This is a genomic window from Bradyrhizobium sp. SZCCHNS1050, from assembly GCF_032484785.1.
In the GTDB taxonomy this organism is placed as follows: Bacteria; Pseudomonadota; Alphaproteobacteria; order Rhizobiales; family Xanthobacteraceae; genus Bradyrhizobium.
The window spans coordinates 3,687,396-3,704,421 of record NZ_JAUETR010000001.1 but is presented as its reverse complement, the minus strand read 5'-3'; the positions used below and the strand labels follow the sequence as shown (position 1 = coordinate 3,704,421).

At 66.1% G+C, this 17,026-nt stretch carries 13 protein-coding genes; 5 read left to right on the top strand and 8 right to left on the bottom strand.

Translation table 11 applies throughout. The features are described 5' to 3' along the window. Positions 1 to 195 precede the first annotated feature (195 nt). Positions 196 to 2,052, top strand: a complete 1,857-nt coding sequence (locus tag QX094_RS16720) for a feruloyl-CoA synthase (protein ID WP_315713888.1) — start codon at positions 196 to 198, stop codon at positions 2,050 to 2,052. A gap of 165 nt (positions 2,053 to 2,217) precedes the next feature. Continuing rightward, positions 2,218 to 4,203 carry a cache domain-containing protein gene (locus QX094_RS16715; RefSeq protein ID WP_315713887.1) on the top strand — a complete coding sequence of 662 codons (1,986 nt, stop codon included), beginning with the start codon at positions 2,218 to 2,220 and terminating at the stop codon, positions 4,201 to 4,203. 16 nt (positions 4,204 to 4,219) lie between these two features. Here the strand turns inward: QX094_RS16715 and QX094_RS16710 are convergent, their stop codons facing one another. From QX094_RS16710 to QX094_RS16680, 7 genes are all read right to left on the bottom strand, one after another. Further along, on the bottom strand, positions 4,220 to 5,218 hold the full coding sequence (locus tag QX094_RS16710) for a dipeptide ABC transporter ATP-binding protein (protein ID WP_315713886.1): 999 nt from the start codon (positions 5,216 to 5,218) through the stop codon (positions 4,220 to 4,222). After that, positions 5,218 to 6,216 (bottom strand): ABC transporter ATP-binding protein, encoded by a 999-nt coding sequence (locus QX094_RS16705; RefSeq protein WP_315713885.1) that lies wholly within the window; start codon positions 6,214 to 6,216, stop codon positions 5,218 to 5,220. The genes QX094_RS16710 and QX094_RS16705 overlap by 1 nt, the downstream gene beginning before the upstream one ends. Then, the gene (locus QX094_RS16700; RefSeq protein ID WP_315826014.1) at positions 6,216 to 7,157 is read right to left on the bottom strand and encodes an ABC transporter permease; all 942 of its coding nucleotides are present in this window, start codon (positions 7,155 to 7,157) and stop codon (positions 6,216 to 6,218) included. Before QX094_RS16700 ends, QX094_RS16705 begins: the two co-directional genes overlap by 1 nt. Continuing rightward, complete coding sequence (locus QX094_RS16695; protein WP_316188047.1) at positions 7,123 to 8,082, bottom strand: ABC transporter permease; 960 nt, start codon at positions 8,080 to 8,082, stop codon at positions 7,123 to 7,125. Before QX094_RS16695 ends, QX094_RS16700 begins: the two co-directional genes overlap by 35 nt. Before the next feature lie 43 nt (positions 8,083 to 8,125). Beyond that, entirely contained in the window at positions 8,126 to 9,919 is a 1,794-nt protein-coding gene (locus QX094_RS16690; protein WP_316169484.1) for a peptide ABC transporter substrate-binding protein, read from the bottom strand. A 508-nt stretch (positions 9,920 to 10,427) separates the two neighbouring features. Beyond that, a complete protein-coding gene (locus tag QX094_RS34570; RefSeq protein ID WP_410051199.1) occupies positions 10,428 to 10,553 on the bottom strand; it encodes a hypothetical protein in 126 nt (41 codons plus the stop codon). Between the two features lie 88 nt (positions 10,554 to 10,641). Then, positions 10,642 to 10,899 (bottom strand): hypothetical protein, encoded by a 258-nt coding sequence (locus tag QX094_RS16680; RefSeq protein WP_315713880.1) that lies wholly within the window; start codon positions 10,897 to 10,899, stop codon positions 10,642 to 10,644. A gap of 143 nt (positions 10,900 to 11,042) precedes the next feature. Between QX094_RS16680 and QX094_RS16675 the strand changes: the two genes are divergently transcribed. Further along, positions 11,043 to 12,551 (top strand): sensor domain-containing diguanylate cyclase, encoded by a 1,509-nt coding sequence (locus QX094_RS16675; protein ID WP_316188046.1) that lies wholly within the window; start codon positions 11,043 to 11,045, stop codon positions 12,549 to 12,551. A 46-nt stretch (positions 12,552 to 12,597) separates the two neighbouring features. Here the strand turns inward: QX094_RS16675 and galU are convergent, their stop codons facing one another. Continuing rightward, positions 12,598 to 13,479 (bottom strand): UTP--glucose-1-phosphate uridylyltransferase GalU, encoded by an 882-nt coding sequence (gene galU / locus QX094_RS16670; RefSeq protein ID WP_316188045.1) that lies wholly within the window; start codon positions 13,477 to 13,479, stop codon positions 12,598 to 12,600. Between the two features lie 218 nt (positions 13,480 to 13,697). Here galU and QX094_RS16665 point away from each other — a divergent pair, with 218 nt between their 5' ends. Both QX094_RS16665 and QX094_RS16660 read left to right on the top strand, forming a co-directional pair. After that, on the top strand, positions 13,698 to 15,092 hold the full coding sequence (locus QX094_RS16665) for a lytic murein transglycosylase (protein ID WP_315713877.1): 1,395 nt from the start codon (positions 13,698 to 13,700) through the stop codon (positions 15,090 to 15,092). 139 nt (positions 15,093 to 15,231) lie between these two features. Next, the gene (locus QX094_RS16660; RefSeq protein ID WP_316188044.1) at positions 15,232 to 16,983 is read left to right on the top strand and encodes a DUF459 domain-containing protein; all 1,752 of its coding nucleotides are present in this window, start codon (positions 15,232 to 15,234) and stop codon (positions 16,981 to 16,983) included. The last annotated feature ends 43 nt before the right edge of the window (positions 16,984 to 17,026 follow it).

The following is a 17,026-nucleotide window of genomic DNA, read 5'->3' as shown; positions in this document are numbered from 1 at the left end:
ACAACCATTCTGTTAGTCTCGCGGTCAACGAATACAACATGGGAGGGAAACGCATGCCGTCATCGATGGCGACGGTTGCCTGCACTGCAACCGCAATGCGGCAGCGCATTGCACCCGATCGCGGCGCCCGCCGCGCTGCGTGTTCCTCCCGCACTGCAGCTTCAGCGATCACCTCCCGCAGCCCGGAGACACGCCATGGCTGATGCAGAACGCCGCGCCTCCGAGCCTGCGATGTTCGCCAAGCCGTCGATCGAGGCTGTCAGGCGCGACGACGGCGCGATCATCCTGCGCTCGCGCATGCCGCTGCAGCCGGCCGCGCGCTGCACCGGCGAATGGCTGGAGCATTGGGGCCGCCATTTCCCGGATCGCACGTTCCTGGCCGAACGTCGTGGCGACAACTGGACCTGGCTCACCTACGGCGAAACATTGATGCAGGTCCGCGCCGCCGCGGCCTGGATGCTCGCGCAGGGCCTCGGTCCCGAGCGTCCGCTGGCGATCCTCTCCGACAACAGCATCGCCCATGCCGTGCTGGCGCTCGCAGCGCAGCATGTCGGCATCCCCGTCTGCGCGATCTCGCCGGCCTATTCGCTGATGTCGACGGATCACGAGAAGCTGCGCGCGATGATCCGTCTGCTCGATCCGGGCGCCATCTTCGTCGCGCAGCGCGAGCCGTTCGCGCGCGCGCTCGCCGCTGTCGACGGCCTGCATCGGGCGACGGTCATCGCCGGCGACGGCGATGCAACGAGCGCGCTGTCGCTGCAGGCCCTGCTCGCGACAAAGCCCGGGCCGGAGGTCGACCGCGCCTTCGCCGCGGTCACGCCGGACACGGTGGCCAAGCTGCTGTTCACCTCCGGCTCGACCGGGCAGCCGAAAGCGGTGATCAACACGCACCGGATGCTGACCATGAGCCAGCAGGCCAAGGCGCAGTTGTGGACGTTCCTGCGCGAGGTCGAGGGCGGCCCCGTCATCGTCGACTGGCTGCCATGGAGCCACACCTTCGGCGCCAACCACAATTTCAACCTGGTGCTGAGCCACGGCGGGTCGATCTACATCGACGGCGGCAAGCCTGCGCCGGGCCTGTTCGAGACGTCGCTCGCCAATCTGCGCAGCCTGGTGCCGACGATCTATTTCAACGTGCCGCGCGGCTTCGACATGCTGGTCGCGGCACTCAGGTCCGACGACGATCTGCGCCGCAGATTTTTCTCCGGCGTCAGGTGCATCCTCTATGCGGCCGCGGCCTTGCCGCAAAATCTGTGGGATGCGCTCAACGAGATGAGCCGGGCCACGATCGGCCGCCCTGCACCGCTGGTGTCGGCGTGGGGCGCCACCGAGACATCGCCGCTCGCGACCGACTGCCACTTCTTCGCCGAGCGCGCCGGCAACATCGGCGTGCCCATCCCCGGCACAGAGCTCAAGCTGGTGCCGACCGGCGAGAAGCTCGAGGTCCGCGTGCGCGGGCCGAACGTGATGCCGGGCTATTGGAAGGCGCCCGAACTCACGGCCGCGGCTTTCGACGAGGAGGGCTTCTACAAGATCGGCGACGCCGTGAAGCTTGCAGATCCCGAGCATCCGGAGCGCGGCCTGTTCTTCGACGGCCGCATCACCGAGGATTTCAAGCTCAGCTCCGGGACATGGGTGAACGTGGGCGCGCTGCGCGTCGCCGGCATCGCGGCGCTGGCGCCGTTGGCGCAGGATATCGTGATCGCCGGCCACGGCACCGACGAGGTGCACTTTCTCATCGTGCCCAACATCGCAGCGTGCCGCGGCGCTGCCGGGATGACCGAGACCGTCCCGGCCGGCGACGTTCTGGCGCATCCATCGGTGCGCACCGCCATCGCGCGAGGATTGGCCAGGCTTCGCACCGAGGCGGTCGGCTCTTCCCGCTATGCGACCCGTGCGCTGTTGATGGCGGAGCCGCCCTTGCTCGATGCCGGCGAGATCACTGACAAGGGCTATATCAACCAGCGCGCGGTGCTCACCCGCCGCGCCGATCTGGTCGCACGACTGAAGGATGAAAACGCGACCGAGCTGATCAGGCCCGATATGTCCTGACCCAGAACTACGCAACTACTCAACTCACTCACAAGATGGCGTCCGTACTACTACGGGAACGCCTCACGAGTGCGGCAATTAGTTACCATCCACACTTAACCGGGCATCAACTGCGAATCCTTAAAATCACTCGCATCTAGCTCCCTCATTTGCCCGGACCGCCCCATGGCTCAGCCGCGTTTCTCTCTCGCTTTCCGCATCTACGCGATCATCGGCCTGTCGTTCTGTGGACTGGTCGGGCTCGCCGCAACGCAGAGCCAAAACCTCGAGACCGCTCTCAAGGATCAGCGGCAGAGCGAGCTGAGCCATCTGGCGCAGACGGCAGTCAGCATCGCCCGCGAGGAATATGACGCGATCGCGCGCGACAAGGTGGCGCCCGAGGTCGCGCAGAAGAAGGCGGCCGAGCGGATCGGCAAGCTGCGCTACGGCAGCGGCGACTACTTCTGGATCAACGACATGGGTCCGAAGATGGTCATGCATCCGATCAAGCCGGAGCTGAATGGTCAGAACCTCGCTGACAACAAGGACCCGACCGGAAAGCGGCTGTTCGTCGAAATGGTCGATGTCGTCAAGCGCCAGGGCGCCGGCGTCGTCGACTACATGTGGCCGAAGCCCGGCAAGGATGCGCCACAGCCGAAGATGTCCTATGTCGCCGGCTTCGAGCCCTGGGGCTGGATCATCGGCACCGGTGTCTATGTCGATGATCTCGAAGCCCAGATGTGGGAGAGCAAGCGCAGCGTGTTCATTGCCGCCATGCTGGTGATGCTGATCATCGGGTCGATCACGCTGATCATCGCACGGCGGATGTCGTCGGCGCTGGCCGCGATGAGCGGCGCGCTGACCGAGCTCGGCAATGGAAACTTCGACATCAAGCTGCCGGGCCAGAACCGCAGCGACGAGCTCGGCGACATGGCGCGCTCGATCGAGCAGTTCAGGCAGAAGACCGAGGAGAAGGCGCGGCAGACCGCGATGCTCGAAGACGAGCAGCGCCAGGTCGCAGAGCGCATCAAGACCAAGGCGCTGCAGGAGATGGCCGAAGCCGTCGAGCAGGCCGCCAGCAGCGCGGTCGGCGAGGTCGCGCAGGGAACCGGCCACATGGCCGACAATGCCAAGTCGATGACCGACAGTGCGCTGACGCTGGAGCGCAACTCGAGCAGCGTTGCGGCGGCGGCCGAGCAGGCCCTCGCCACCACCCAGACGGTCGCCAAGGCGTCGGCCCAGCTCGCCGCCTCGATCTCGCAGATCTCCAGCCAGGTCAGCTCGTCGCGCGAGCTCACGCGCAAGGCCGTCGCCGCCTCGTCCGACGCCCAGGCCACCATCGCGAAGCTGTCGGAAGCCGCCGACAAGGTCGGCGCCGTGACCAGCCTGATCAGCGAGATTGCCGGCCAGACCAACCTGCTGGCGCTGAACGCCACCATCGAGGCCGCCCGGGCCGGCGATGCAGGCCGCGGCTTTGCGGTCGTCGCCTCCGAGGTGAAATCGCTCGCCGAGCAGACCGCCAAGGCGACCAGCGAGATCGCGCAGCAGATTGCCGAGATTCAGGACTCGACCCGCGCCTCGGTCACCTCGATCGGGGCGATCGGCGAAGTCATCCGCAACGTCGAAGCCGTATCCTCCGGCATTGCCGATGCGATCCAGGCGCAGAACAGCGTGACCATCGAGATTTCGCGCACGGTCGAGGAGACGTCCGCCGCCGCGCGCGAGGTCGCCAGCCAGATCGCCGAGGTCTCTCGCGAAGCCAGCGAGGCCGGCCGGCGCTCGACCGACATCCGCGACGGCTCGACTGTTGTCGCCGACAAGGTGCAGCGGCTGCGCACCGAACTGGTGCGGGTGATCCGGACGTCGACTGCCGACGTCGATCGCCGGCTGTCGACGCGGCTCAACATCAACCGCCCGGGCACGCTGCAGGTGAACGGCGAAGCGATCCCTGTCACCGTGCGCAACCTCTCGCTCGGCGGCGCCCTGCTCGAAGCCGTTCCGGTTCGTCTGACGATGAACACGTCGGTGACGCTTGCCATCACCGGCATGGTGTCCGATCTGCCGGGGACCGTGACCCGCGTCGGCGACCGCACCGCGTTGGTCCAGTTCGCACTGACCCCGGAGCAATCGGCGCGGCTGACGGCGCTGGTCTCGGACCGTCAGGCGGCGTAACGCGCCGATCTCCGCCTCAACGGAAATGGCAGGCGACGAGATGCCCCTCGGCGCTTGCCTTCAATGGCGGCACTTCCTTGCTGCAGACGTCCTTGGCGATCGGGCAGCGGGTATGAAAGTGACAGCCCGATGGTGGATTGATCGGGCTCGGCACCTCGCCCTTGAGCCGCACGCGCTTGCGCTTGACACTCGGATCCGGGATCGGCACCGCCGACAGCAGCGCCTCGGTGTAGGGATGTTTCGGCGTCGAATAGAGCTGGCGTGACGGCGCGGTCTCGACGATGCGGCCAAGATACATCACCGCGACGCGGCGGCTGATGTGCTCGACGACCGAGAGGTCGTGGGCGACGAACAGATAGGCGATGCCGAACTTCTGCTGCAGATCCTCGAGCAGGTTGATGACCTGGGCCTGGATCGACACATCGAGCGCCGACACCGGCTCGTCGCAGATGATCAGCTTGGGCTCGACCGCGATCGCCCGCGCGATGCCGATGCGCTGGCGCTGGCCGCCCGAGAACTCGTGCGGATAGCGCGTCATGTGGTCGGCCTGCAGGCCGACGGTCTCCAGGAGATGAACGATGCGCGCCTCGTATTGCTGGCGTGAGGTCGCCAGCCCATGGATGGTCAGCGCCTCGCCGATGATGGCGCCGATGGTCATGCGCGGGTTGAGCGAGGCATAGGGGTCCTGGAAGATGATCTGGATGTCGCGGCGAAGCGCGCGCAGGCTTTCGCCGGACAGCGCGATGACGTCCTTGCCCTCGAAATTCAGTTCGCCCGAGCTCGGCTCGATCAGCCGGAGGACGCAGCGCCCGGTGGTCGACTTGCCGCAGCCGGACTCGCCGACGAGGCCGAAGGTCTCGCTCGGCTCGATGTCGAAGTTGACGCCGTCCACGGCCCGCACGCTGCCGATCTGGCGCTTCAAGAGCCCGCCCCGGATCGGGAACGCCTTGGTCAGGTTGCGTACGCTGAGCAGCGGCGCGGGTACGACGGGGGTGGCAATGGCAGCTTCGGTCATCACAGCAACGCCTCTTCGGCGCGGATGCACGCCACCTTGTGGCCGGGCTCGATCTCGCGCAGCAGAGGCTGCGCGGTCCTGCAATCGGGAATGGCGAAGCGGCAGCGAGAGGCGAAGCGGCAGCCCTCCGGCGGATTGACCAGCTTCGGCACGCTGCCGGGGATGCTTTCCAGCCGGCTCTTCCTGACCGCGTCGAGATCGATCCGCGGGATCGAGCGGATCAGGCCCTGCGTATAGGGATGGCGCGGATTGGCAAACAGCCGCTCGACCGGCGCCTCCTCCGCGACCCGGCCGGCATACATCACCACGACACGCTGCGCGACCTCGGCCACGACGCCCATCGCGTGGGTGATCAGCATGATCGACATGCCGAGCCGCTCCTTCATGTCGAGCAGCAGATCGAGGATCTGCGCCTGGATCGTGACGTCGAGCGCCGTCGTCGGCTCGTCGGCGATCAGGAGCTTGGGATTGCATGACAGCGCCATCGCGATCATCACGCGCTGGCGCATGCCGCCGGAGAAATGGTGCGGATAGTCGTGCACGCGGGCTTTCGGATTGGGGATCTGCACCAGCGCCAGCATCTCGGCCGCCCGATCCATCGCCGCCTTGTTGGACAGGCCCTGATGCAGCCGGATCACCTCGGCGATCTGATCGCCGACGGTGTAGACCGGGTTGAGCGAGGTCATCGGCTCCTGGAACACGATCGCGATCTCGCTGGCGCGGATCTTGTTCATCTCGGACGAGCCGAGCGGCACCAGGTCACGGCCCTGCCACAGGATCTGGCCCCCGGCGATGCGGCCGGGCGGCATCGCGATCAGCTTCAGCACCGACATCGCGGTGACGGTCTTGCCGGAGCCGGACTCGCCGACCACGCACAGGGTCTCGCCGCTGCCGATCGAGATGTCGACGCCGTCGACGGCCTGGACCTCGCCCTCGTCGGTGTTGAAATAGGTCTTCAGCCCCTTGATCTCGAGCAGCGGAGCTACGCGCGCGTCCATCACATCACCTTCCGCGGATCGAGCGCATCGCGCAGGCCATCGCCGATGAAGTTGATCGCGATGACCGTGAGGAAGATCGCGCCGCCGGCGAACAGCGCCCAATGCGGCGCGATGTCGAGATAGTCCTTGGCGTCGAACAGCAGCCGGCCCCAGGTCGGAATGTCCGGAGGGAAGCCGAGACCGAGGAACGACAACGTCGATTCCGCGATGATCGCGGCCGCGACGTCGATGGTGCCGGCGACGATCACCGGCCCCAGCGCGTTCGGCAGGATGTGGCGGACGACGAGACGGGTGTTGGAGGCGCCGAGCGCGCGCGCCGCCTCGACGAATTCCTTCTCGCGCAGCGACAGGAACTGGGCGCGGACCAGACGCGCCACATGCATCCAGCGGAAGCCGCCGATCACGAGCACGATGAGCACGAACACGCCGCCTTCCGGGCCGAGCCAGCCCTTGAGGAAATCGCGGAACAAATAGATGATCAGGAGCAGCAGCGGCAGTTGCGGCAGCGACAGAAACAGATCGGTCAGCCACATCAGCGCGGCATCCACCGGTCCCTTGGCCGAGCCGGCGATCGCACCGACGAGAATGCCGACGAACAGCGCCACGCCCATCGCGGCAAAGCCGACCGCAAGCGAGATGCGGCCGCCATAGATCATGCGCGCCAGCAGATCCTGGCCGAGATCGTCCGTGCCGAACGGGTGCTCCCAGGACGGCGGCGCGAGGCGTGCCGTGAAGTCGATCTCGTTGATCGGAATCCGCCACAGCCACGGGCCGAGCAGGATCGAGAGCGCGAGCAGCAGCAGCACGACGATGCTGGCCGCCGCGAGGCGGTGACGGAGGAAGCGGCGGAGCGCGTCGCGGCCCGGCGAGAAACGCCGTTTGGGCGATGCGACGACCGGCACCGTCTCAACGGAAGGAGATGCGTGGGTCAAGCCAGCCATACAGAATGTCTGCGATGAGGTTGAAGAGGACGACGAGGCAGGCGAACACGAAGGTCACCGCCATGATCACAGGCGTGTCGTTGGCGAGGATGGCGCTGATCAGCAGCGAGCCGATGCCGGGAATGCGGAAGATCTGCTCGGTGACGATGGCGCCGCCGAACACCGTCGGCATCTGCAGCGCCACCAGGGTCACCACCGGAATCAGCGCATTGCGCACCACGTGCTTGACGATGACCTTGCGCTCGTCGAGGCCCTTGGCGCGCGCCGTCGTGACATAATCGAGCTTGATGACGTCGAGCACCGCGGATCGCACATAGCGGGTATAGGACGCGGCCTGATACAGGCCGAGCACCGTGATCGGCATGATCGCCTGCTTGATGCTCTCCCACCACCATTGCCAGCCGGTCGCCTGCAGGTCGGCGCGATAGACGAACGGCAGCCAGCCGAGATTGACGCTGAAGATCAGGATCAACAGCAGGCCGGTGAAGAAGGTCGGCAGCGAGAAGCCGATGAAGGCGAAGGTGTTGGCGATCTGGTCGAAGATCGAATACGGCCGCCGCGCCGCGAGCACGCCCACCGGCAGCGCCACCGCCAGCGCCAGGATCTGCGCGGTGCCCACCACGTAGAGCGTGGTCGGTATCCGCTGCAGGATCAGCGTGTCGACGTTGACGCGGCTGGCGAAGGAGAAGCCCCAGTCGCCCTGGAACATGGCGACCAGCCAGTGGACATAGCGCAACAGCACGGGATCGTTCATCCCGAACTTGATGCGCAGCGCCTCGCGCACCTCGGGCGGCACGTTCGGATTGGTCGCGAGCTCGCCGAACGGATCGCCCGGCGCCAGCGCGAGCAGCACGAACAGAATGAGGCTGATGCCGAGCAGGCTCGGCACAGCGACGATGAGGCGCCTGAGAAGGTAGTTTCCCATCGCTCCACCCCTACGATGTCTGGCTGATCATGCTGGCCGCGCGTCAGCTCGCCCGGTACCAGGATGCGATGAACGCCAGGTCGTTGTCCCAGCCGCTCTTGTACAGCACCATGCCGTTCTTGACGCCGATCGCGTTGAGCCGGTTGATCTCCGGAAGCACGTAATTGTCGCGCACGACGAGGTCGTTGAGCTTGATGAACAGCGCGGCGCGCTTGACCGGATCGAGCTCGCTCTGGGCCAGCTTGTAGGTCTCGTCATAGTCGTTGTTCTGCCAGCGGCAGACATTGCGGCCCTGCCACTTGTTCTCCTTGGTGGCGCACTCCCAGGAGGTGAACTGATTCATGAAGAACTGCGGATCGGCCTGCGGCATCGTCGTCTGATACATCTGCATGTCGCAGTAGAAATGCGTGTAAGTATCGGGATTGGCGACGTCCGAGGAGAAGAACACGGATGCGACCACCGACTTCAGCTCGACATCGATGCCCGCCTTCTGGCAGGCCTGCTTGATGATCGCCTGGTTCTTCTGACGCGGCCCGTTGATCGAGGTCTGGAACACGAATTTGAGCGGTTTGCCGTCCTTCTCGCGGATGCCGGACGCGCCCTTCTTCCAGCCGGCGGCATCGAGGATCTGGTTGGCCTTCTCGATCGAGAACTCGAAGCTGTTGTTCTTGGAGCGGTAGCGCTCGGGATTGTTGAGGAAGTTCGGCGTCGCGACGCCGGCGCGGCCGTAGATGAATTTCTGCACCGAGGCGCGATCGATCAGCAGGTTGATGGCCCTGCGCACCTCCGGATCGGAGAACAACGGATGCTTGGTCTTGAGGCTGGCGCGCTCGCCGTCGACCTCGACATTGGGATCGGTGACGTTGAGGCCGATATATTCGATGTTTCCGGTCAGCGTCAGTTCGGTCTTGCCCTGGCCGCCGGCCTCGAGCTTGGTCAGGATCTCGTCCTCGACCTGCAGATTGTAGGCGTAATCGTATTCACCGGTCTGCAGCACTGCGCGCGCAGCGGAGACCGCGTCGCCGCCGCCCTTGATCTCGACCGTGTCGAAATAGGGCTGCGTCGGCACGTGATAGTCCGGAAAGCGCTTGCCGGCGACGGTGTCGCCCGGCTTGAAGTCCACGAACATGTAGGGACCGGTACCGACCGGCTTCAGGTTCGCCGGCGCCTCGCGCGACTTCGCCCCGATATAATCCGCAAAGTGATGCTTGGGGATGATGCAGCCGAACGAGGCGACGAAGGCATCGGCCCAGAACGGCGTCGGCTGCGGAAAGACCAGCTTCACGGTCAGATCGTCGATCTTCTCGATCGACTTGACGTTCTTGTAGCTGCCGATCGAGACCGCCGAGGTCTCGGGGTTGTTGGCGTATTCCCAGTTGAAGATGACGTCGTCGGCGGTGAACGGCTTGCCGTCGTGCCATTTGACGCCCTTCTTCAGCTTCCAGGTCACCGACATGCCGTCGGCGGCAAGACCGCCATTCTCCTTGCTCGGAATCTCGGCCGCGAGAATCGGCACCAGATTGCCCTCCTTGTCCCATCCGGCCAGCGGTTCGTAGAACAGGCGGCTGGCCTCCTGGTCCTTGGTGCCGATGGCGAAATGCGGATTGAGCAGCGTCGGCGCCTGCCAGAGCAGCAGCTTGAGCGGACCGCCGCCACCGGCCTTGGTCGGCTTGTAGGGGATGGCATCAGCAGCGACCGCGGCACCTGAGTAGGAGAGCATCGCGCCAGCCATCGGCGCGGTCAGCCCCACGGCAATCATCCGCTGCACAAATTCGCGCCGTGACAGACGTCCTGCTTTGACATCAGCGATCTGGCTACGGAGGTCACGCTCGTTCATCCATCGACTCCAAAGGTGGTGCTGAATGCCAAAAACGCGTCCCCGTCCTGGATCGATCGGGAACTGCATAAAATTGGATCAGCCTTCGAAGCGACTGTCAAAGCAGAATCCGGGCCAATTCCGCAATAAAGAACGGATCGATTGTCGCACTTCGCAGATGCGGAAAGATTGACTGCGAGTCACATCCCGGAAAATGGAACTACGTCGCTCGCGACGGTCGCCACACACCGGAATGTTCTGCTTCGGAATGAACGCTCTCGATGTGCGCTCAGCTCTCGCGACACCAGTTCGGCAACTGCCAAAGGTCATTGTCCCATTCCGAGGAATGGCTCGACAAACCTTTGCGGATGCCGCTGACGCGCGGACCCGGCGACGCCATCGTTGATCATCAGCATCTCCATGTCGCAGTAGACGTGCGTGTAGGTGTCGGAATTGGCGACGTCGCTGGAGAAGAACGCCGAGCCACCACCGACTTCGGCTCGAGCTCGATGCCCGCCTTCTGGCAGGCCTACGTGACGATGACATGGTTCTTCGGCCGCGGGACGTTGGTGGAGATCTGGACCACGAGCTTGAGCGGCTTGCCGCCCTTCTCGCGAATGCCGCTCGCGCCCTTCTTCCAGCCGGCGTTCTCCAAAACCTCGATCGCCTCGTCGACGTTGAGCGCGAAGCACTACCGCCGGAAAATCAGGACACAGCCCCAGTGCCGCGGACACGGATGCAGCTCAGCGCTCCGGCTTCAGCTTGCGGAAGCGGACGCCCTTGCCATCGGGCAGCCGGGTCGCGACATAGCCTGCCGCCAGGCAGGCCTCGCGCTGCGGCATCTTCTCCTGCGGACTTCGCAGGCTGTCCCACCACGAGGCGCGCTGCGCGGCGCGCGGCAGGCCGTCGCCGATCAGCTCCTCGATCTCGTCGAGGCTGAGCACCAGCTCGGGGCGGGTCTGCCGCTTGAGATAGTCTCGAAGCGCATCATAGTCCGGCAAGTCTCGACTCCATCGTACCAGCGCGTGTGCGGCCGCCTTGACGACAGGCGCGGCGAACGCAACGACTCGTTAACCTAACATGCGTTACTTCGGCTTTATCCGTCAGTCTACGGACGGGACTCCACGGGGGACGGGACGATCCGATGCGCTGGACACGCCGAACGGGCCGGGCGACGCAGCCTTGGCGGCTCTCGGCGCGCACGCTGATCACCTGCTCCATCTCGACCATCATCGGTTTCTCCGCCATCTGCGCCAGCGTCATGATCGACCTGCGCCGGAGCGAGGAAGTCCGCGCCCGGCAGGCGCTGGAGAACATGGCCGCCAGCATCGGCGCCGACATCAGCCGCACCGTCGAGCTCTACGATCTCTCGCTGCGGGCGGTGGCCAGCAACATGTTGCTGCCCGAAATCAACGAGGTCAGCAAGCACGTCCGCCAATTGATCCTGTTCGACCGTTCGTCCACCGCGAAGAATTTCGGCACCATCCAAGTCTTTGATGCCCGCGGGCGGCTGTCGCTCGAGTCGTCGACGCTCGACCCGCTGCCGGAGGACCGCAGCGACGCCGATTTCTTCCAGGTGCATCGCGACCGGCCCGACACCGGGCTCTATGTCGGGCGGCCCGCTCAGCATCATGGCCAATATTCCATCGTTCTCAGCCGCCGCATCTCGACGCCGGACGGACGCTTCGCCGGCGTCGTCGCCGGCTCGATCCGCCTCGGCTATTTCCGCGACCTGTTCGCAAGGCTCACGCTCGGGGCGGGCGACAACATCACCGTGCTCCGGCGCGACGGCACCGTCATCGTCAGCGCGCCGTTCGATTCCGGCGCGATCGGGCGCAACCTGGCGCGGGCGCCGGCCGTGACCCGCGCGCTCACCGAGCCGGCCGGCTGGTCGAGCAGCTATGGCGCGCTGGACGATCTGCCGCGGCTGCTGGTCTGGCGCAACGCCAATGAGCCGCTGGTCGTGATCGCCAGCAAGTCGTGGGACAGCGTCTATGCATACTGGCGCAACGAGGCTGCAGAGATCGGGGCGATGATGCTGGCGCTGATCGTGTTCGTCCTGGCCGCGACGCAGGTCGCCGCGCGCGAGATCCAGCTCCGGGCGAAGGTCGAATCCAGACTGGAGCAGCTCGCGACCACGGATCCGCTGACGGGCCTGAAGAATCGGCGCAAGTTCGACGAGACCATCGAACTCGAATGGCGGCGGGCGCAGCGCACCGGCGCGCCGCTGGGGCTGCTGATGATCGATGCCGATCACTTCAAGAGCTACAACGACACCCATGGGCACCAGGCCGGCGATCAGGTGCTGGTCGGCATCGCCGTGTGCATCTCCGATTCGGTGCGGCGCGCCGGCGACTGCGCCGCGCGTTATGGCGGCGAGGAGTTCGCGGTGCTGCTGCCGGGGACCTCGGAAGCGGATGCGCTGCGCGTCGCGGAGACGATCCGCAGCAAGGTCAAGCTGTGGGCGGGAGAAGCGTGCACCACCTCGATCAGCATCGGCGCCGCCAGCGTCACGCCGTCGCGCGACACGGACTGGACCGGCCTGCTCAATGCCGCCGACCGCGCCCTGTACATGGCCAAGGCCGCGGGCCGTAACCGCTGCGCCAGCGCAGCGGTGCGTCATCCGTCACCCGCGGCCTCGCTGGCGGCGTGATGCCGCCAACCGCCTCGAAGGCGCGGCATTTCGCGCCGGCTTGGCCTCAGCCCCTGCCTTCGAGATAGCGCTTCATGTCCGCGCGCAGGCCATCGCGCAGGTCGGCTCGCGCCATGGCGAAGGCGATGTTGGCCCTCAGGAAGCCGGACTTCGAGCCGCAATCATGCCGCTCGCCGTCGAAGTCCACGCCGTAGAATTTCTGCGTCTTCGACAGGCCGATCATCGCGTCGGTGAGCTGGATCTCGCCGCCGGCGCCGCGCTCCTGCGTCGCGAGGATCTGGAAGATCTCCGGCTGCAGGATGTAGCGCCCGGTGATCGAGAAGTTCGACGGCGCGGTGCCCTTGGCCGGCTTCTCGACCATGCCGTCGACCTCGAACATCTTGCCGTCGCGCTTGCCGACGCCGCAGATGCCGTATTGATGGGTCTGGTCGGCTGGCACCTCCTGCACGGCGAGCACGTTGCTCTTTTCCGGCAGCTTGCTGGCGGCAGCAATCATCTGCGCCAGGCACCCCGGCGCGTTCAGCACCAGCTCGTCGGGCAGCACCACCGCGAACGGCTCGTCACCGACGATGTCGCGCGCGCACCACACGGCATGGCCGAGCCCGAGCGGCGCCTGCTGGCGGGTGAAGCTGACCGCGCCGGCCTCCGGCTGGTCGCGCGCGAGGATTTCCATCTCGGTCTTCTTGCCGCGCGCCGCGAGCGTCGCGTCGAGCTCGTACATGCGGTCGAAATGATCCTCGATCGCGGTCTTGTTTCGCCCGGTCACGAACACGAAATGCTCGATGCCCGCCTCCTTGGCTTCGTCGAAGACGTATTGGATGAGCGGCTTGTCGACGATCGTCAGCATTTCCTTCGGCATCGCCTTGGTGGCGGGCAGGACGCGGGTGCCGAGACCGGCGACCGGAAAAACGGCTTTGCGGATCTTCATGGGGATGACTAGACCTTGTGGCGATATGAATGCGAAATCGATCGCATTTTAGGTAGCTCGTTTGCAGCCGAGAACAAAGGCGGATGTTGGTCCAGTGTTCCGCTCGACACGGACCGAACGGCTAAATTTCGCTGCGGAAATCGTTAACCTTGTTAATCTCCCGTTAAGCAGGACCGGGCCTCGTGGAGGCCGATCTTCCATGCGATCTGGATCGAGACATGATGCGACGGAACGTGATGCTGACAGCTCTGAAGGCCGGTGCTGGCGCGGCGGTTCTGGTCACGGCGTTGACGGTGGTGTCTGGTTCCGCCGTCGCGCAATCCTCAGGCGGGCCGCTGAACTTTCTCGACGGCCTGTTCACGGGCACCCTGACGAAGGGCGACCCCGCCCCCAACCAGCCCCCTGCCGCCGGCGGGCCGCAGCCGTGGAGCGGCCAGGACGGCGCCTCCGGCCATCCGCTGATGACGGCGGCGGCGATCCGCGAAGCCGCCGGCAATTTCGACAATTGCGTCGCCGGCATGTGGCCAGATGCCGCACGGCGCAACATCACGCAGGACAATTTCCAGCGCTTTACCGCCGGCCTGTCGCCGGACCTGCGCATCATGGACCTGCTCGACGCGCAGCCCGAATTCACCAAATCGATCTGGGACTATCTCGACATCCTGGTGAACGACAACCGGCTGGCGAAGGGCCGCGAGGTTCTGGCGAAGTACAAGCCGCAGTTCGATGCGGCCGAGCGTACCTATGGCGTCGACCGCTACATCGTCGCTTCGATCTGGGGCATCGAGTCCAACTACTCGACCCAGATCGGCGACCGCAGCGTGCTGCAGTCGACCGCGACGCTCGCCTGCATCGGCCGCCGCCAGGCCTATTTCAAGGATGAGTTCCTCTCCGCCCTGGAAATCCTCAATCGCGGCGATTTGCGCCCCGAGCAGTTGCGCGGCTCCTGGGCAGGCGCCTTCGGCCCGACCCAGTTCATGCCGACCGCGTTCAAGCGCTTCGCCGTCGATGCCGATGGTGACGGCCGCCGCGACGTCGTCGACAATCCGGCCGACCTGATCGCCTCGACCGCCAACAATCTGAAGAAGGACGGCTGGCAGAGCGGCCAGAGCTGGGGCTACGAGGTCGTGGTGCCCCAGGGCTTCAACTACATGCTCGCCGACCGCGCCAAGAGCATGAGCTTCGCCCAGTGGGAACAGCTCGGCCTGCGGCGGGCCAACGGTCAGCCGTTTCCGACTGGCGCCGAAAAGGCCTATCTGCTGGCGCCGGCCGGCGCCCAGGGCCCCGGCTTCCTGATGCTGCAGAACTTCCGCGTCATCATGAAATACAACCCTGCGGAAGCCTATGCGCTGGCGATCGGACACTTCGCCGACCGTCTCCGTGGCGCACCGCCGTTCGTTCAGGCCTGGCCGCGCGAGGAGCGAACGCTGTCGCGCGGCGAGCGGCTCGAGCTGCAGCAATTGCTCGCCGAGCGCGGATTTTACCGCGGAACGCCGGACGGCCAGTTCGGTGGCCAGACGCGCGAGGCGCTGCGGAACTTCCAGGCCTCGATCGGGGCGCCGGCGGACGGATTTGCCACCTCGGATGTGCTCGAACGGCTGCGGACGCGCTGATCGCAGCCCAATCTGCCCTGCCGGTAACCTTCTGGGGCGATTACCGGCGCCGTCAACACCATCCGGTGAATGCCCGTTTGCGGCCTGATTCGCGTCCTATTATATGAATCGTCACGATCACGCCGCGCGACGGGTGCGCATGTCAAAGCTGAAGTCCATCCTCAAGCTGTTGAACGAGCCCGGCCCGCTGGTCGTGCTGGCGGTCGTCATCGCCATGCTCGTCGGCATCGCCGGTCCCGCCTCGGCCCAGTTCTTCAACTTCAACCCGTTCGCTTCGCCCCGCCCGGCACCGCGCGGCGGTGGAGGTGGCGGAGGTTGGTTCGGCGGCGAATTCTTCGCTCCGTTCCCGCAGCAACAGCCGAAGAGGGTGATCCAGGACTATTCCAAGGCGCCGCCGCCGGAGAAGCGTGACGGCGCGCCGGACCGCTACGTGCTGGTGCTCGGCGACGCCATGGCCGACTGGCTCGCCTATGGCCTGGAAGAGGCCTATGCCGAGCAGCCCGACATGGGCGTCACCCGCAGGATCAGGACCACGTCGGGCCTCATCAAGTACCAGCCCAGGGGCGAGCCGGCCGACTGGGCCGCCGCCGCCAAGGGCATCCTGGCGACCGAACGCGCCGACGCCATCGTCATCATGCTCGGCCTCAACGACCGCATCTCGCTGCGCGAGCCCGCGATCGAGAAGACCGACGACAAGAAGGGCGACAAGGCCAAGAAGGATGCCAAGGCCAAGCCTGGTGAGACAAAGCCTGGTGAGACAAAGCCCGGTGAGGCCAAGCCGGGCGAAGCCAAGCCGGATGGCAAGGCCGACACGGCGGCCAAGCCCGACGACAAGGCTGCCGATACCGATCTGCCGCAGGACGAGGCCGACAACGACACGCCCGCGGTCGCGGCACCGGAGAAGGCCGCCCGCTCGCCGGGCGGCCTCTACGAGTTCCGGGACGAGCGCTGGGTCGAGCTGTATACGAAGAAGATCGACGAGATGATCGCGATCGCCAAGAGCAAGGGCGTGCCCGTGCTCTGGGTCGGCCTGCCCGCGGTTCGCGGTCCCAAGGGGACGGCGGACACGCTGTTCCTCGACTCGCTGTATCGCGATGCCGCCGGCAAGGCCGGCATCACCTATGTCGATGTCTGGGACGGCTTCGTCGACGAGGCCGGCCGCTTCCTGCAGAAGGGCCCGGACTTCGAGGGCCAGATCCGCCAGCTGCGCTCCTATGACGGCGTCTATTTCACCAAGCCGGGCGCGCGCAAGCTCGCCCATTATGCCGAGCGTGAGATCAACCGGCTGCTCGCGGCGCGTTCCGCGCCGCTTGAGCTGCCGAATGAGCCGGCCACGCCGGACGCCAATGCCGTACCGGGCCAGCCGGCGCCGCGGCCGGTCGCCGGCCCGATCCTGCCGCTGGTGGCGTCATCCGTCGGCACCGATCAGTTGCTGGGCGGCCCCGGCTCCCGACCTGCGGCGGTCGACGCGCTGGCGGCCCGAACCCTGGTCAAGGGCGAGGCGCTGAGCCCGCCGGCCGGCCGCGCCGACGATTTCGTCTGGCCTCGCCGCGAGGTCGGCCGCGAGCAGGCCAAGGAGCCGCCGAAGGAGCCGACCCGGCCCGAAGCGCCGATGGCCGCGACTTCGCCGGCGGAAGCGACGCCGGCAGCACCTGGGCCGGTGTCGCCGCCGCGGCAAAGGCGGCTGACCACGCCGGGGGCGCCCACCCAGCAGCCGCCAGCCCAAACGCCGCAGCCGAATCAGGGCGTTCGTGAGTTTTTCGGCTTCGGCGCGCCTCAGCAGCAACAGCAGCCGGCGCGGCCGCCCGCCGCGCGCAATCCGAACGCGCCGCCGCGGCCGCCAGGATTGGTCGGCCGCTCGGCAGCATCGCTGGAGACCCAGGGCCGCTGATCGCGACCACATTTCGGCGCTGAGGGCGATCGACGCGGATCAT

What these genes read in the sequence shown, in the direction of transcription:
- QX094_RS16690 (WP_316169484.1), bottom strand. Translation starts at nt 9,919, where the DNA reads ATGAACGAGCGTGACCTCCGTAGCCAGATCGCTGATGTCAAAGCAGGA.
- QX094_RS16675 (WP_316188046.1), top strand. Translation starts at nt 11,043, where the DNA reads ATGCGCTGGACACGCCGAACGGGCCGGGCGACGCAGCCTTGGCGGCTC.
- QX094_RS16705 (WP_315713885.1), bottom strand. Translation starts at nt 6,216, where the DNA reads ATGGACGCGCGCGTAGCTCCGCTGCTCGAGATCAAGGGGCTGAAGACC.
- QX094_RS16665 (WP_315713877.1), top strand. Translation starts at nt 13,698, where the DNA reads ATGATGCGACGGAACGTGATGCTGACAGCTCTGAAGGCCGGTGCTGGC.
- QX094_RS16700 (WP_315826014.1), bottom strand. Translation starts at nt 7,157, where the DNA reads ATGGCTGGCTTGACCCACGCATCTCCTTCCGTTGAGACGGTGCCGGTC.
- galU (WP_316188045.1), bottom strand. Translation starts at nt 13,479, where the DNA reads ATGAAGATCCGCAAAGCCGTTTTTCCGGTCGCCGGTCTCGGCACCCGC.
- QX094_RS16695 (WP_316188047.1), bottom strand. Translation starts at nt 8,082, where the DNA reads ATGGGAAACTACCTTCTCAGGCGCCTCATCGTCGCTGTGCCGAGCCTG.
- QX094_RS16715 (WP_315713887.1), top strand. Translation starts at nt 2,218, where the DNA reads ATGGCTCAGCCGCGTTTCTCTCTCGCTTTCCGCATCTACGCGATCATC.
- QX094_RS16660 (WP_316188044.1), top strand. Translation starts at nt 15,232, where the DNA reads ATGTCAAAGCTGAAGTCCATCCTCAAGCTGTTGAACGAGCCCGGCCCG.
- QX094_RS16710 (WP_315713886.1), bottom strand. Translation starts at nt 5,218, where the DNA reads ATGACCGAAGCTGCCATTGCCACCCCCGTCGTACCCGCGCCGCTGCTC.
- QX094_RS16720 (WP_315713888.1), top strand. Translation starts at nt 196, where the DNA reads ATGGCTGATGCAGAACGCCGCGCCTCCGAGCCTGCGATGTTCGCCAAG.